We start from the raw sequence: 15795 nt of genomic DNA on the forward strand, positions 1-15795 counted from the left end.
GCCTTAACTAAAAATCATGTAACCTCGAAACTCGCACGACAGGCAGGCGGAGCCGAACTCAACATGCGCTTACTAAAACCCAGTAAAGGGTTGATTGGTGTCGATATTACCTCGGCCACCGTCAAGCTACTTGAACTCAAACGGTGTAACGATAACTACCAAGTTGAGAGCTATGCCGTACGCCCACTACGCGAAGGTGCGGTAGTGGAACGGCGTATTCGCGACATTAACGACGTGGCTAACGTGCTTAGCCGTGCCGTCGAACATGCCAAACCCTCCACGCGGAAGGCCTCTGTCGCGGTGCCTGCCAGTGCCGCCATTACTAAAACGCTCCAATTTCCCGTCTCATTAAGTGAAGATGAAATTGAGGAGCGCATTATCGCCGAATCTGACCGGCATATTCCGTTTCCGTTCAGCGAAGTGGCCTTCGACTTCCACTGCCTGGGGCCTGCGCCGTTTGATGAAGAGCAGCAGCAGGTTATTTTAGTGGCGTGCCGCCAGCAAGATGTCTCGCAGCTCACTGAAACCTTGGAGCGCGCAGGGCTTGAGCCCGCCGCGGTGGATGTTGAAACCTTTGCTATGGAGCGTTCTCTGGCAGAGCTGCGCCGCCAGTTAAAGGTCGATAATGATCCCACCGCCTGCGTGGGGTTGGTGGATATTGGCGCGAATATGAATGCCTTTCACGTGGTGCGCGGCGGCCATATCGTCTACAGCCGCGACACGGTATTCGGTGGGCGACAGCTTACCGATGCAATCCGCGACCACTACGCCATGAGTAATGAGGAAGCTGGCTTTGCTAAAAAGCGCGGCGGCCTGCCGGACGACTACCATGACAAAGTGCTCAACCCCTTTTTAGAAACAGTGGTGCAGCAGGTTGGGCGCTCGCTGCAGCTTTACTATACCGCCGGACGTCAGCACGAGGTGCAGCACATTGTGCTGGCGGGGGGCTCTAGCGTCATTCCTGGCCTGGCTGAACGCATTGCTGAAGACAGCGGTATGTCGGTGACTATCGCCAACCCTTTCCAGCGCATGCGCGTCAATAAACGCCTTAACGTGGAAGCCTTGACCAACGATGCCCCCGCCATGCTCACCGCCGGAGGCTTAGCGATGAGGGTCGGGCTATGAGCATCAATATCAACCTTCTGCCCTGGCGGGAGGCACGCCGCGAAAAGCGTACGCGGAGTTTTTATGGGGTGGTAGGTCTGATGCTGCTGGCGGGCGTTGCGCTTGGCTTAGGTGTCTCGCAGCTTTACCAGCAGCAGCTGTCGGCGCAGCAGCAGCGTAATGCCTACATCACCCAGCATATAGAGCGCTTAAATAACGAAATCGCCGATGTGCAGCGCTACCAGCAAACCGCTGCGCGCTTAGGTGAACAGCTAACGCTTTTCCAAACGCTACAGGCGGAGCGCGTGAGCACTGTTCAGCTATTTAATGAAATTGCTGCCAGCGTCGTTGATGGCGTGGTGTATCAACGCCTTACCCGCAGTGGGGAGCAGGTAAGCTTTTCTGCCATGGCGGGCAGCGAGCGCCAAGTGTCGGATCAACTGCGCCAGATCGCCAGTATGCCGGGGTTAGGCGTGCCGCTGCTGTCGGAAGTGGCCAGCGGTCAGGATGGCAATAGCCGCGTTTTCCAGTTTGAAGTGGTGCAATCTTCGGTAGCGGATGCGCGTGAAAGTGAGGAGGCACCATGATCTGGGGGCGACAACGTTGGCGCGAGGAGTGGCAACGGCTGCAAACACTCGATTGGCAAGCGCTGGATGTTAAAGAAGCCGGCGAGTGGCCTACGCTGCTGAAAGCGCTCTGCGGTGTGTTGGCGTTTTGCGTGGCGTTTGGCGCATTAAGCTGGTGGCTGGTGGGCGAAAAGCGCACCGAGCTAGAAGCAGCGCAGCGGCAAGAGACGCGCCTTTTGAGCGAATACCGCAGCAAAGTCTCTGAAGCGGCGTTTTTGCCTGAGGTACGTGACCAACTGACAGCACTTGAAGAGCAAATGGCGACCATGCGTGCCATGCTGCCCACCAGTGCCGAGATTCCCTCGCTGCTGGATAGTATTAGCGATGCGGCGGTGAACAATAATTTAAGTATCGAAACGATTCGTCTTCGGCCAACCGTGCGTAACACCCACTATGTGGAGCACCCCCTGGATATTCAGGTGCGCGGCGGTTACCACGAGCTGGCTCAGTTTGTCACCGATATTAGCCAGCTAGCGCGTATTGTGACCCAGCACGACTTAGCATTAGCGCCCGCCGAGCAGAGCGGCGATTCGCTGCGAATGTCGTTGGTGGCTCGCACCTATAGCTATATAGAAGAAGCAGAAGAAGGGGAGGCGCCTGCCCCATGAAGCGTCTACTCACTATTAGTATCGCGATGCTTTTAGCGGGCTGCAGTGATGCCAACCTGAGCCAGTTAGATGCCGTGATGGAAGAGATTCGGCGAACGCCGGTGGGCCAGCCCCCGGTGATTATTCCGACGATACCCGAGTATCAGCCGGTGGATTACCGCTATAGTGAGTCCCGCAGCCCTTTCCTGGCTCCCGAAAGCGTGCGCGCTAATGTAGTGGAAGTCTTTGAAAGTGCGCTGGCGCCCGACCAGCAGCGGGAAGCGGAGCCGCTAGAGCAGTTTCAGCTCCAGACGCTGCGCTTAGTGGGCACGCTGCGCATGGGTGGGCAGCAAGTAGCGCTAATCAGTGCGCCAGATGGTAGTGTCACCAGCGTACGTGAAGGCAATTACCTGGGCACCGATTACGGGTTGGTGACGGCGATTAGCCCGCAGGAAGTACAAATAACAGAGCGCGTTTTAAATCAGCAGGCAGGGTGGCAGGAGCGTCAAACATCCCTCACGCTGAGTGAGTAGCGGAACCCCTGATCACACTTATATTTATTTGTTACCGGATAACACTCTATGGCCGTCATGCTTCGTCGAATTACGCTGTCACTGTTAGCCCTGATGCCCACGGTTGCGCTGGGGTCTGTGCTCACCGACCTAGATGTGCGCCAAACCAGTGGCGGTGAGGTGGAGCTGGTGCTGCAATTTAGCGGCGGTGTTGCCGAGCTGCAGGGGTATCGGTTGGACTCCCCGCCGCGTTTAGCGCTTGATTTGGCGGATACGCAAAGCGGTTTGCCACAGCGCCGCATTAACGTGGACAGCGCAGGCGTTGAGCGCATTACCGCGCTGGAAGGCAATGGGCGCACGCGCTTGGTGGTCGATTTAAGCCAGCCTCTTGACTACACCTCCCGCGTGGAGGGGGACCAACTGCGGATTACCTTGGGTGCTGCGGCAAGTGAGCCGCAATCCGCACAAGCCGCTATGAACACCGCGTTGCCTGAATCGTTAAGTAGCGGCCTAGAAACCGCTGAAGGGCCACAAGTCACCAACATCGATTTTCGCCGGGGTGCGGATGGCGCTGGCCGTTTGCTGGTCACCTTTGACCGCGAAGGCGTTGTGACGCAAGTGCGAGAAGGCAGTAATGGCGTGGTCGTGGCTGAGCTTCGCGATGTCGATATTCCAGATTCGCTTAATCAAATTTACGATGTGACCGATTTCGCGACGCCCATTACCCGCATCACGCCCCGCTCTGGGCAGCGCGATACGCTGCTGGAGCTGCAAACCAACGGCCCTTACGCGATGATTTCGTCGCAAAGCGGCCGCACGCTGACCGTCGAAGTACAGCCGGTTAGCCAATCTACCCAGCAAGACCGCCAACAGCAGGGTGAGAGCTTTACGGGTGACCGCCTGAGTCTCAATTTCCAAGATATCGAAGTGCGCGCGGTATTAGCAACGCTGGCTGAGTTTACCGGGCTTAATTTAGTCGCGAGTGACAGCGTCACCGGCCGGGTAACGCTGAATCTTAACGATGTGCCGTGGGACCAAGCGCTGGCGCTGATTTTACAAAGCCAGGGCCTCTCTAGCCGTGAGCAGGGCAACGTGATTGTGGTCGCTCCCGCTGGCGAGCTGGCGGATATTGAGCGCCAGGAAATCGAGGCGCGCAATCAGCAGCAAACCCTGGCCCCGCTGGTGACAGAGTTTATTGAAGTCAAATACGCACGAGCCGAAGATCTAGCCCAACTGCTGCGTGGGGCAGAAGGTTTTGGGTTGTTGACGGATCGCGGCCGTGTCAGCGTTGATCAGCGTACCAATACGCTGTTGATCCAAGATACCGCGGATCAGGTGCGCGATATTATGCGCACCCTCGACCGGCTCGATGTAGCGGTACGTCAGGTACAAATTGAAGCACGCATCGTGATTGCACGGGATACCGCCTCTCGGGAGCTGGGCGTCAACTGGGGAATTGATAGTACCCGTGGCTTTCTAGAAAACGACGACGGCACGTTCTCACGTCGTGACATCAACCCTAATAGCATCAATCGGGCCCAGGGCGGCTTAGCGGTGGATTTAGGCTCTACGGCGGCGGCCAACACCGGCTTTAGCTTTGGCTACCTCTCAGGGGACATTCTGCTCGACCTGGAACTGCGAGCGCTGGAGAGCGAAGGCAAGAGCCAGACGATCTCCCAGCCCCGCGTTATTACCGCCAACCAGCGCACCGCTACGATTCGCCAGGGTGAAGAGCGAGCGTTCCAGAGTGTGGATGCCCAGGGCAATCCCGATACCGAATTTAAAGAGGCAGAGCTGTCGCTGGAAGTAACGCCGCAAATTACCCCCGATAACCGCATCATTATGGATTTGGTGATCAAAAACGACAGCTTCCGCGAGAGTGAATTTGGCGGTGAGCCGCCCATTGATACCAACCAAATTGAAACCCAGGTGCTGGTCGATAATGGCCAGACGGTGGTGTTAGGCGGTATTTTGACCACAGAGCAGCTTAGCCAGATGGCCAAAACGCCGCTTCTCGGTGACCTTCCGGTGTTGGGACGACTGTTCCGCTATACCGAAGAGAGCAATGAAAAGGTAGAGTTACTGGTCTTTATTACTCCACGACTACTTGATGATGGTTTGGCGGTTCGCTGATGCAGGATTTACCCAATCTTTTTTTAATAGGCCCTATGGGGGCTGGTAAGAGCACGATAGGCCGCCTGTTGGCGGCAGAGCTATCGCGCCCGTTTTACGATAGCGACCACGCCATTCAGGACCGCTGCGGTGCCGATATCCCTTGGATTTTTGATGTCGAGGGTGAGCCCGGTTTTCGTCAGCGAGAAATTCAGATGATTGGCGAGCTGACTCAGCTCTCTGACGTGGTGGTGGCCACCGGCGGCGGTGCCGTATTGCGAGAGGAGAATCGCCGGGCGCTGCGCGAGCGCGGCACGGTGGTGTATTTGATGACAACCGTCGAGCAGCAGCTAAAACGTACGGCCAAAGACCGCAATCGTCCGCTGTTACAGTGCGCGAATCGCGAACAGGTGCTCAACGATATGTTTGCCGCCCGCGACCCGCTTTACCGCGCCACGTCTGATATTACGGTACGCACGGATCGACGCAGCCCGCGTGCCGTTGTAAATGAAATCCTACGACGCGTATACCGGTTGGTTGATCCGTTAGAAGCCGTCAGCGCCACGCACAAAAAGGTATCCCAATGACCGAGCAAGCCCATGAGCGTACGTTAACCGTTGAGCTGGGTGAGCGTAGCTACCCCATCCATATTGGCGTGGGGCTGCTCAATCGCTCAGATAGCTTTGTGCCCTACCTCGCGGGTAGTCAGGTCATGATTGTGACCAATGAGACGGTGTCGCCGCACTATTTAAAGGCGCTGGAAGACACGCTACCCGATCATTTGGATGTGCGTACCGTGGTGCTGCTGGATGGCGAGCAGTATAAAACCATTGAACAGGTTGGCCGCATTTGGGATGCGCTATTGGAAGCAGGCTTTAACCGCCGCTGCACTCTAATTGCGCTGGGCGGCGGCGTGATTGGCGATATGGTGGGTTACGCGGCGGCGTCCTATCAGCGGGGTGTAGCATTTATTCAAGTGCCTACGACGCTGCTGTCGCAAGTGGACTCCTCGGTAGGCGGCAAAACCGGCGTGAACCATCCGCTGGGTAAGAACATGATTGGTGCGTTTTGGCAGCCAAAAGCGGTCGTGGTGGATATTGCCACGCTCACCACGCTGCCCGCCCGAGAGCTCTCTGCTGGGCTTGCAGAAGTGGTGAAGTACGGCTTTATCCGTGATGCTGCCTTCCTAGCGTGGCTGGAGCAGAACATGGACGCCCTGCGCCAAGTGGAGCCTGACGTTATTGCAGAAGCGATTGCCAGAAGCTGCCAAATCAAAGCCGATATTGTGGCGGAAGATGAAACTGAGCAGGGCGTGCGAGCACTGCTCAACCTTGGCCACACCTTTGGCCATGCCATTGAAGCGCACCAAGGTTACGGCAACTGGCTGCACGGTGAAGCGGTGGGGGCAGGCATGGCCATGGCCGCCACGCTCTCTCACCAGCTTGGCTGGATCAGCGCTGATGCGCTTGAGCGCACAAAAAAGGTGATTGAAAGCGCGGGCCTTCCGCTGGTCGCGCCAACGGGAATGTCGCCTGATGACTTCCTGGCACGTATGCGGCTGGATAAAAAGAACGTGGATGCGCGTCTGCGTCTTGTGCTGCTTAACGACCTGGGGGATGCCTGTGTGAGTGATGCAACGCCAGCAGAAACGCTGCGCCAGCTACTTGACCACTATCCCCGAGGGCAAGGGGTCGCCTGATCGTTAACAACCCGCCTTTTAACGGCGGGTTTTTTTATGCTCAAACCGTCGCTTGAAAGGTCGAGTGATGTAATCCGTATGCCTTATGCGCTATCGGCATGGGGTTTTGTTGCATAATTAGACTAAAGTCTAATTATGCAATTTTGTCGTTAAAAAATCGTTTCTTATGTGTGCAAGCTATTGAAGTGTAACCGTTTTTTTATTGAACGGTAATGCAAATACGGGTTTTGCCAAGGGTTTTGGGTGATTGGCGCGCGCCGGACGATTGCGCTACGCGGTGGCAAATCGCTATGCTGAGCGACCATTTTCTTGCAGCAGCGAATGCGGAAAACACCCTATTTTGGGCGGGTAACAAGACCCATAAAAAAAGAAAAACCCGCAACAATACCATAAAAACGCTGCTGACAAAATACGCTGACTAGAGGCACGCCCATGAATAGAGGTCTTCACCAGCCAGGCGAGTTTCGCGATAACTGTGGCTTCGGTCTTATTGCCCATATGGAAGGGCAGGCCAGCCACGACTTGCTGAAAACGGCTATTGAATCACTTACCTGCATGACCCACCGCGGTGGCATCGCGGCAGATGGCAAAACCGGTGACGGTTGCGGTCTGCTGTTGAAAATGCCCGCGCAGTTCATGCGTGCCGCTGCTAAAGAAGCGCTTGATGTTGAGCTAGGCGAGCGTTTTGCCGTTGGGTCAGTTTTTCTGCCCAACGATGACGCCCGTGCAAGCGCAGCCAAAGAGACTATGGCCCGCGAGCTGAGTGCTCGTGGTTTGGAAGTACTCGGCTGGCGTGTAGTGCCTACTGATTCAAGCGTTTGTGGACCCATGGCGCTGGACTGCCTGCCCCGCATTGAACAGATATTTGTAGCCCCTGGCAGCAGCGAAAACTTCGATGTCGACCTCTTCATGGGTCGCCGCTACGCCGAGCAGGCGCTGCGCAGCGATGAAGATTTCTACGTGGCGTCGCTCTCCACCGAGGTGGTCTCCTATAAAGGTTTGGTGATGCCGGAAGATCTACCGGCGTTTTACAAAGACCTGAACGACCCGCGTTTGGAAACCGCCATTTGCGTCTTCCACCAGCGCTTCTCGACCAATACCGCACCGCGCTGGCCGCTGGCGCAGCCGTTCCGCCTGCTGGCGCACAACGGTGAAATCAACACCATCGAAGCCAACCGTGGCTGGGCGAACTCGCGTAAGGCGAACTTCGTTAACGAGCGTCTGCCGGATATCGCCAAGCTGGACGAAATCGTCAACACCACCGGCTCCGACTCCTCCAGTATGGATAACATGCTGGAAGTGCTGCTGACCGGCGGCATGGAGCTGCACCGCGCCGTGCGCATGATGGTGCCGCCCGCTTGGCAAAACGTCGAGACCATGGACGCCGAGCTGCGCGCGTTCTACGAGTACAACTCCATGCACATGGAGCCGTGGGACGGCCCCGCGGGTGTGGTGATGACCGACGGACGCCAAGCGGTATGTATGTTGGACCGTAACGGCCTGCGCCCGGCGCGTTGGGTGATTACCAAAAACGGTTACATCACGCTGGCCTCCGAAATCGGCACCTACGGCTACAAGCCGGAAGACGTCGTAGCAAAAGGCCGCGTGGGCCCCGGCCAAATGCTTGCCGTGGATACCCAAACAGGCGAAGTGCTGCACACTCAGGATATCGATGACCGCCTGAAGTCGGCCTACCCCTACAAGCGCTGGCTGAAGCAGGAAGCGAACTACCTAGAGTCGGCGCTGACCGAACTGGCGCGCTTCCAGACCATGGACACTGATGCACTGAACGTGCAGCAGAAGATGTACCAGGTCACCTTCGAAGAGCGCGACCAGGTGCTGCGCCCGCTGGCAGAGAGCGGCCAGGAAGCGGTGGGCTCCATGGGGGATGATACGCCCATGGCCGTGCTGTCGAGCCGTCCGCGTCTGCTGACTGACTTCTTCCGCCAGAAGTTTGCTCAGGTCACCAACCCGCCGATCGATCCGCTGCGCGAAGCGATCGTGATGTCGTTGGAAACCTGCTGTGGTGCCGAGCTGAACGTCTTCAAGGCCACGCCGGAACACGCTCACCGCTTGATTTTGACCACGCCGGTGCTTTCGCCGCGTAAATTCACCGCCCTGGTAAGCCAGGATGATCCGGCCTTTGCCAGCCACATGCTGCCGCTGGGCTACGACCCTGAGCAGACCAGCTTGCAGCAGGCGATTACTGCGCTATGCCAAGAAGCCGAAGCGCAGGTAAAAGCGGGTAAAGTGATCCTGGTGCTGAGCGATGCGGAGCTGCCCAAAGGCCAACTGCCCATTCAGGCGGCGCTGGCGGTGGGCGCCGTTCACTCCCACCTTGGCCGCTTGGCGCTGCGTCCCAATGCCAACATCGTGGTAGAGACCGGCTACGCCCGCGATGCTCACCAGATGGCCGTGCTGTTCGGCGTAGGCGCCACGGCGGTCTACCCGTGGCTGGCATATCAAGTCATGGCGGATATGCACCGCACCGGCGAGCTGACCGGCAACCCGGCAGACGCCCGCGAGAACTACCGTAAAGGCCTTCAGAAAGGGCTGTTCAAGATTCTCTCGAAGATGGGCATCTCGACGCTGGCCTCCTACCGTGGCTCTATGCTGTTCGAAGCGGTAGGCCTGTCTGATGAAATCATGGACACCTGTTTCGTGGGCATGGCTTCGCGTATTCAGGGCACGGGCTTTGCCGAGCTGCAGCTGCAGCAAGAGCTGCTGGCTAAGGACGCGTGGATTCCCCGTAAAGGCATCTCTCAAGGCGGTATGCTCAAGTACGTGCATGGCCATGAGTACCATGCCTATAACCCGGACGTGGTGAAGTCGCTGCAAGCCGCCGTGCAGGAGGGTAGCTACGCCAAGTGGAAGAAGTTTGCCCAACTGGTCAATGAGCGCCCGGTAGCCACCATTCGCGACCTGCTGAAGCTCAAGCCTTCTGAGTCGCCGGTGCCGCTGGAGGAGGTCGAGCCCATCGAAGCGCTAATCCCGCACTTTGATAGCGCCGGTATGTCGCTGGGTGCGCTGTCGCCTGAGGCCCATGAGGCGCTGGCACAGGCCATGAACGAGGCGGGCGGTCGCTCCAACTCTGGTGAAGGCGGCGAAGACCCAGCCCGTTACGGCACCATCCGTAGCTCCAAAATCAAGCAGATCGCCTCTGGCCGCTTTGGCGTGACGCCGGCCTACTTGGTGAACGCTGAAGTACTGCAGATTAAAGTAGCCCAGGGCGCGAAACCGGGCGAAGGCGGCCAGCTGCCTGGCGGTAAGGTCAATCAGCTGATTGCCCGCTTGCGCTACTCGGTGCCCGGCGTGACGCTGATTTCACCACCGCCGCACCACGATATTTACTCCATCGAGGATTTGGCGCAGCTGATCTTTGACCTTAAGCAGGTCAACCCAGAAGCACAGGTCTCGGTAAAACTAGTCTCCGAGCCAGGGATTGGCACTATTGCAACCGGCGTCGCCAAAGCCTACGCGGATTTAATCACCGTTTCTGGCTACGACGGCGGCACGGCGGCCAGCCCATTAACCTCCATCAAGCACGCCGGTTCCCCTTGGGAGCTGGGTCTGCCCGAGGTGCATCAGGCGCTGCGCATTAACGGCCTGCGGGACAAAATTCGCCTGCAAACCGACGGTGGCCTGAAAACCGGCCTGGATGTAATCAAGGCCGCGATTCTGGGTGCAGAAAGCTTTGGCTTTGGCACCGCGCCGATGGTGGCACTGGGCTGTAAGTACCTGCGTATTTGTCACCTGAATAACTGCGCCACCGGTGTTGCCACGCAGGATGACTTCCTGCGCGGCGAGCACTTCCGCGGCACTGTGGATATGGTGAAGAACTACTTCCGCTTTATCGCGGAAGAAGTGCGCGAGCTGATGGCCATGCTGGGCGTTCGCAAACTGACTGATCTGATTGGCCGTACGGATCTGTTGGAAGTAGTCGAAGGCAGTACGGCGTCTCAGCGCAAGCTGGATCTTACGCCGCTGCTGGCCAACGATTTTGTACCCAAAGATGCACCGCAGTTCTGCGAAGTGAGCCGCAACGTGCCCCACGATCCGGGTGCCAAAAACCAGGAAGTATTGGCGGCGCTGAAAGAGGCCATTGAGTCTCAGTCGGGTGGCACCTTCGACTTCACGATCACCAACTGCGACCGCAGCGTTGGGGCGCTCACCTCCGGGGCGATTGCCAAGCGTTACGGTGAAGATGGCCTGGAAGCTGCGCCGGTCACCGCACGCTTTACCGGTGTGGCAGGCCAGAGCTTTGGGGTGTGGAACGCCCGCGGCCTGAATCTTTACCTGGAAGGCGATGCCAACGACTACGTCGGTAAAGGCATGAACGGCGGCAGCATTGTGATTGTGCCGCCGAAAGTCAGCCAGTTTGAGAGCCACAAAACGGCCATTATTGGTAACACCTGCCTCTACGGGGCAACGGGCGGCACGCTGTTTGCTGCCGGTACCGCTGGCGAGCGCTTTGCCGTGCGTAACTCCGGTGCGACCGCGGTGATCGAGGGTGCTGGCGACCACTGCTGTGAGTACATGACCGGTGGTTTGGTCTGCGTGCTGGGTGAAACGGGCGTTAACTTTGGTGCGGGCATGACCGGCGGTTTTGCCTACGTGCTGGATGAAGCGCGCAGCTTTGTGGACAAGTACAACCACGAGCTGGTCGAGATCCACCGAGTCAACACCGAAGCGATGGAAGCCTATCGCCGCCACCTGCGCGAGATGATCGAGGCCTACGTGGCCGCGACGGGTTCCGCACGCGGTGCGGCGATTCTGGAAGACTTCAGCGACTACGCGCGCCACTTCTGGCTGGTGAAGCCAAAGGCGGCAAGCCTTGGCAGTCTGCTGGATCAGTCTCGGCGTCAGCCGCAATAACCGTCAGCGCCCTACGCTTCGAGGAGAGAGATCATGGCCAACCGTTTAAATAACGATTTTCAGTTTGTCGACGTGGGTCGTAAAGACCCACAAAAAAAGCTGGCGCATACCCGTGCAAAAGAGTTCGCGGAGATTTACGAGCCCTTCAAACCGACTGATGCCGCGAGCCAAGCGCACCGCTGCCTGCACTGTGGTAACCCCTACTGCGAATGGAAGTGCCCGGTACATAACTACATTCCCAACTGGCTGCAGCTGGTAGTGGAAGGCAACATCATTGAAGCGGCCGAGCTGTCTCACAAAACCAACTCGCTGCCGGAAGTGTGCGGCCGCGTGTGCCCGCAAGACCGCCTGTGTGAAGGCGATTGCACCCTGAACGACGGCTTCGGCGCGGTCACCATTGGCTCGGTTGAGAAGTACATTACCGATACCGCCTTTGCCATGGGCTGGCGCCCTGATATGTCCAAGGTGGTGTGGACCGATAAAAAGGTTGCGATTGTAGGCGCGGGCCCGGCGGGCCTGGGCTGTGCCGATATTCTGGCGCGCAACGGCGTCAAGCCGGTGGTCTTTGATAAGTACCCGGAAATTGGCGGCCTGCTGACCTTTGGGATTCCTGAGTTCAAGCTGGAAAAGAACGTCATGGAGCGCCGTCGTGCGGTATTTGAAGAGATGGGCATCGAATTCCGTCTGAATACCGAGATCGGCACCGACATTGAATTCGAGACGCTGTTGCAGGAGTACGATGCCGTATTCCTGGGCATGGGCACCTATAAGTACATGCAGGGCGGCTTCCCGGGTGAAGACCTGCCCGGTGTCTACAAAGCGCTGGATTTCCTGATTGCCAACGTCAATCGTCGTCTGGGTTTTGAGAAAGATCCTAACGACTTTATCTCGATGGAAGGCAAGCGCGTTGTTGTGCTGGGCGGTGGTGATACCGCGATGGACTGTAACCGTACCTCGATTCGTCAGCGTGCCTCCAGCGTGACCTGCGCCTATCGTCGCGATGAAGAGAACATGCCGGGTTCGCGCCGTGAGGTGGTGAACGCGCGGGAAGAGGGCGTTGAGTTCCTGTTCAACCGTCAGCCCGTCGCGGTAGTCGGTGAAGAGAAAGTCGAAGGCGTTAAGGTTGTACGCACTCGCCTTGGCGAGCCAGACGAGAACGGCCGTCGCCGTCCTGAGGTGGTGCCCGGTTCTGAGGAGATCATTGCTGCCGACGCGGTGGTGGTGGCCTTCGGTTTCCAGGCAAGCCCAGCACCGTGGTTCGATAGCGCCAATATCGACGTCAACGAATGGGATCTGGTCAAAGCCCCCGAGCACGGCCAGTACGCTTTCCAAACCAGCAACGAGAAAATCTTTGCCGGTGGCGATATGGTGCGCGGCTCTGATCTCGTGGTCACCGCTATTTATGAAGGGCGTCAGGCCGCTGAAGGCATTCTGGACTACCTGGGCGTTTAAGCTTGTAAAGTGGTGGCTGGAAAGGGGTGCCTGCGGCACCCCTTCGCCCGATAAATCGGCCTCCCACTGCTTATGTGCAGCCAGTGGCTAGAGTGGGAGGCAGCTTTAGCTCGCGACCGAGAGCTGTCGCCGTTGCAGTTCAAATTGAGCCTTAAGGCGTCTTCTGCTATTCTGTCGTCCCATCCTGGTGTGGCTTTCTGTTACGCCTTTTGATCACGTTTCGACAGGTTTTCCATGACACGATATATCTTCGTGACCGGCGGCGTTGTGTCCTCTCTTGGCAAGGGCATCGCGTCGGCCTCGCTGGCGGCGATTCTCGAGGCCCGCGGCCTTAAGGTCACCATGCTCAAGCTCGACCCGTACATCAACGTGGACCCGGGCACCATGAGTCCTTTCCAGCACGGCGAGGTGTTCGTCACCGAGGATGGCGCCGAGACGGACTTGGACTTAGGTCACTACGAGCGCTTTATTCGTACCAAAATGACCCAGGGCAACAACTTCACCACGGGCCGTGTTTACGAACACGTACTGCGCAAAGAGCGCCGTGGCGACTACCTGGGCGGCACCGTGCAGGTCATTCCGCACATCACTGATGAGATCAAGCAGCGCGTTTATGCCGGTGGTGAAGGCTTTGACGTGGCGCTGGTAGAGATCGGCGGTACGGTGGGCGATATCGAATCGCTGCCTTTCCTAGAATCTATTCGTCAGATCCGCAGCGAGCTGGGCGCAAGCCGCGCCATTTACATGCACCTCACCTTGGTGCCGTACATCAAGACCGCTGGCGAAACTAAAACCAAGCCGACGCAGCACAGCGTCAAAGAGCTGCGCTCTATCGGCATCCAGCCGGATATTTTGATTTGCCGCAGCGAAGTGGAGCTTGAGGAGAGCGAGCGTCGCAAGATCGCCTTGTTCACCAATGTGGAAGAGCGTGCGGTGGTTCCGTTGCAAGACGCCGACACCATCTACCGCATTCCGCTGATGCTTCACGAGCACGGCCTGGACGATATCGTCTGCGACAAGCTGCGCCTGGAAGCCGAGCCCGCCGATCTTTCTGAGTGGGTGAAGGTGCTGGACGCCAAGCTGAACCCGCTGAAGTCGGTCAGCATCGCCATGGTCGGCAAGTACATGGAGCTGCTGGATGCCTACAAGTCGCTAAACGAAGCGCTGATCCATGCGGGCATTCAAGGCCGTATTAAGGTCAACGTCGACTACATCGACTCTGAAGACATCGAGCGTCACGGCACCGAGCGTCTGGCAGGTAAAGATGCCATTCTGGTGCCCGGCGGTTTCGGCGAGCGCGGCGTGGAAGGCAAGATTCTGACCGCCCAATATGCCCGTGAAAACAACATCCCTTACCTGGGTATCTGTTTAGGCATGCAGGTGGCGGTCATTGAGTTTGCCCGCAACGTGGCTGGCTGGAAAGACGCCAACTCTACCGAGTTCACTCATGACACCAAGCACCCGGTGGTGGGCTTGATCACCGAATGGATCAACGCTGAAGGCAAAATCGAGCTGCGTGATGCGGCCTCTGACCTGGGCGGCACCATGCGTCTGGGCGGGCAAGTTTGCCACCTGACATCGGGTAGCAAAGCCCGTGAAGCGTACGGCGCCGACGAAATTGTTGAGCGCCACCGTCACCGCTTCGAAGTCAATAACCAGTTTATTGACGACCTTGAAGCCGCCGGCTTGGTGATTTCCGGTAAGAGCGTTGACCAGTCGCTGGTTGAAGTGGTCGAGCTTGCCGACCATCCTTGGTACGTGGCGTGTCAGTTCCACCCGGAATTTACCTCCACGCCCCGCGATGGTCACCCGCTGTTCTCAGGGTTTGTGAACGCTGCGTTTGAGCATAAAGCTGCACGCACCCGTGCACACGCCGCACCTCAGGAATAAAGGGGGAAGCATGTCTTCTCAGTCTCAATTCCCAGAGCATCACATTAACGTTGCCGGCTTAACCGCCGGCAATTCTTTGCCGCTCATGTTATTGGGCGGTATGAACGTGCTGGAGTCGGCGGAGCTTGCTGACGAAGTGGCACAGGCCTACGTGAATGTGACGCAAAAGCTGGGTATGCCGTATGTGTTTAAGGCCAGTTTCGACAAGGCGAACCGCAGCTCGATCCACTCTTATCGCGGGCCAGGATTAGAGAAAGGCCTGCAGATCCTGGCCGATATAAAAGCCCGCTACAACGTGCCGATCATTACTGACGTGCACGAGCCCTGTCAGGCCGCGCCTGCCGCCGAGGTCGCTGATATTATCCAGCTGCCGGCGTTTTTAGCCCGCCAAACCGACCTGGTTATGGCGATGGCGAAAACCGGTGCGGCGATCAATATCAAAAAGCCCCAGTTCCTAGCGCCCCACGAAATGCGCCATATTCTCAGCAAGTTTCAGGAAGCCGGTAACGACCGCCTGATGCTGTGCGAGCGAGGCACCAGCTTTGGTTATAACAACCTAGTGGTGGATATGCTCGGTGTGGGTGATATGAAGCAGACTGGCTATCCCGTGTTCTTCGATGTGACCCACGCGCTGCAGCGCCCTGGCGGGCGGGCAGATAGCGCAGACGGTCGCCGTGCGCAGGTAGCAGAGCTTGCGCGTGCCGGGGTGGCGGTAGGGTTGGCGGGGCTGTTTTTAGAAGCTCACCCCGACCCAGATAACGCGAAATGCGATGGCCCCTGTGCGCTGCCGCTGGACCAGTTAGAGCCGTTCTTAACACAGCTGTCGCAGTTGGATACGCTGGTGAAGGGATTTGACTCCTTAACCATCCGTTAATTGCGCCGCTAAAACGTCGTAACCATTGGGCCTATCATCTATTAGACCGACAACCAAAGGACTC

General features: G+C 57.7%; 11 protein-coding genes. All 11 read left to right on the forward strand.

All coding sequences use genetic code 11. From position 1 onward, the window contains the following. Positions 1-63 precede the first annotated feature (63 nt). The 11 genes from pilM to kdsA all read left to right on the forward strand — a co-directional run bounded on the left by pilM (position 64) and on the right by kdsA (position 15731). A complete protein-coding gene (pilM, locus tag R0J87_RS02205) occupies positions 64-1125 on the forward strand; it encodes a type IV pilus assembly protein PilM (RefSeq protein WP_404344860.1) in 1062 nt (353 codons plus the stop codon). Next, positions 1122-1691: a PilN domain-containing protein gene (locus tag R0J87_RS02210; RefSeq protein WP_404344861.1), complete on the forward strand. Its 570-nt coding sequence runs from the start codon at positions 1122-1124 to the stop codon at positions 1689-1691. The genes pilM and R0J87_RS02210 overlap by 4 nt, the downstream gene beginning before the upstream one ends. Next, the gene (locus tag R0J87_RS02215; RefSeq protein ID WP_498884085.1) at positions 1688-2338 is read left to right on the forward strand and encodes a type IV pilus inner membrane component PilO; all 651 of its coding nucleotides are present in this window, start codon (positions 1688-1690) and stop codon (positions 2336-2338) included. The genes R0J87_RS02210 and R0J87_RS02215 overlap by 4 nt, the downstream gene beginning before the upstream one ends. Continuing rightward, complete coding sequence (locus R0J87_RS02220; RefSeq protein WP_498884087.1) at positions 2335-2850, forward strand: pilus assembly protein PilP; 516 nt, start codon at positions 2335-2337, stop codon at positions 2848-2850. The genes R0J87_RS02215 and R0J87_RS02220 overlap by 4 nt, the downstream gene beginning before the upstream one ends. Before the next feature lie 48 nt (positions 2851-2898). Continuing rightward, positions 2899-4962: a type IV pilus secretin PilQ gene (locus tag R0J87_RS02225; RefSeq protein WP_498884089.1), complete on the forward strand. Its 2064-nt coding sequence runs from the start codon at positions 2899-2901 to the stop codon at positions 4960-4962. Further along, the gene (gene aroK, locus R0J87_RS02230; protein ID WP_404344865.1) at positions 4962-5528 is read left to right on the forward strand and encodes a shikimate kinase AroK; all 567 of its coding nucleotides are present in this window, start codon (positions 4962-4964) and stop codon (positions 5526-5528) included. Before R0J87_RS02225 ends, aroK begins: the two co-directional genes overlap by 1 nt. Then, positions 5525-6640 carry a 3-dehydroquinate synthase gene (gene aroB / locus R0J87_RS02235; RefSeq protein ID WP_498884091.1) on the forward strand — a complete coding sequence of 372 codons (1116 nt, stop codon included), beginning with the start codon at positions 5525-5527 and terminating at the stop codon, positions 6638-6640. The genes aroK and aroB overlap by 4 nt, the downstream gene beginning before the upstream one ends. Before the next feature lie 432 nt (positions 6641-7072). Continuing rightward, positions 7073-11515 carry a glutamate synthase large subunit gene (gene gltB, locus R0J87_RS02240; protein WP_498884092.1) on the forward strand — a complete coding sequence of 1481 codons (4443 nt, stop codon included), beginning with the start codon at positions 7073-7075 and terminating at the stop codon, positions 11513-11515. A 33-nt stretch (positions 11516-11548) separates the two neighbouring features. Then, entirely contained in the window at positions 11549-12967 is a 1419-nt protein-coding gene (locus R0J87_RS02245; RefSeq protein ID WP_404344868.1) for an FAD-dependent oxidoreductase, read from the forward strand. A 234-nt stretch (positions 12968-13201) separates the two neighbouring features. Next, a complete protein-coding gene (gene pyrG / locus R0J87_RS02250; RefSeq protein ID WP_404344869.1) occupies positions 13202-14857 on the forward strand; it encodes a CTP synthase in 1656 nt (551 codons plus the stop codon). A 10-nt stretch (positions 14858-14867) separates the two neighbouring features. Then, positions 14868-15731: a 3-deoxy-8-phosphooctulonate synthase gene (gene kdsA, locus R0J87_RS02255; protein ID WP_498884095.1), complete on the forward strand. Its 864-nt coding sequence runs from the start codon at positions 14868-14870 to the stop codon at positions 15729-15731. Positions 15732-15795 lie beyond the last annotated feature (64 nt).

Source organism: Halomonas sp. SIMBA_159 (genome assembly GCF_046536035.1).
Taxonomy (GTDB): domain Bacteria; phylum Pseudomonadota; class Gammaproteobacteria; order Pseudomonadales; family Halomonadaceae; genus Vreelandella; species Vreelandella venusta_A.

What these genes read in the sequence shown, in the direction of transcription:
- kdsA (WP_498884095.1), top strand. Translation starts at nt 14,868, where the DNA reads ATGTCTTCTCAGTCTCAATTCCCAGAGCATCACATTAACGTTGCCGGC.
- R0J87_RS02245 (WP_404344868.1), top strand. Translation starts at nt 11,549, where the DNA reads ATGGCCAACCGTTTAAATAACGATTTTCAGTTTGTCGACGTGGGTCGT.
- aroK (WP_404344865.1), top strand. Translation starts at nt 4,962, where the DNA reads ATGCAGGATTTACCCAATCTTTTTTTAATAGGCCCTATGGGGGCTGGT.
- pyrG (WP_404344869.1), top strand. Translation starts at nt 13,202, where the DNA reads ATGACACGATATATCTTCGTGACCGGCGGCGTTGTGTCCTCTCTTGGC.
- pilM (WP_404344860.1), top strand. Translation starts at nt 64, where the DNA reads ATGCGCTTACTAAAACCCAGTAAAGGGTTGATTGGTGTCGATATTACC.
- aroB (WP_498884091.1), top strand. Translation starts at nt 5,525, where the DNA reads ATGACCGAGCAAGCCCATGAGCGTACGTTAACCGTTGAGCTGGGTGAG.
- R0J87_RS02210 (WP_404344861.1), top strand. Translation starts at nt 1,122, where the DNA reads ATGAGCATCAATATCAACCTTCTGCCCTGGCGGGAGGCACGCCGCGAA.
- R0J87_RS02215 (WP_498884085.1), top strand. Translation starts at nt 1,688, where the DNA reads ATGATCTGGGGGCGACAACGTTGGCGCGAGGAGTGGCAACGGCTGCAA.
- R0J87_RS02220 (WP_498884087.1), top strand. Translation starts at nt 2,335, where the DNA reads ATGAAGCGTCTACTCACTATTAGTATCGCGATGCTTTTAGCGGGCTGC.
- R0J87_RS02225 (WP_498884089.1), top strand. Translation starts at nt 2,899, where the DNA reads ATGGCCGTCATGCTTCGTCGAATTACGCTGTCACTGTTAGCCCTGATG.
- gltB (WP_498884092.1), top strand. Translation starts at nt 7,073, where the DNA reads ATGAATAGAGGTCTTCACCAGCCAGGCGAGTTTCGCGATAACTGTGGC.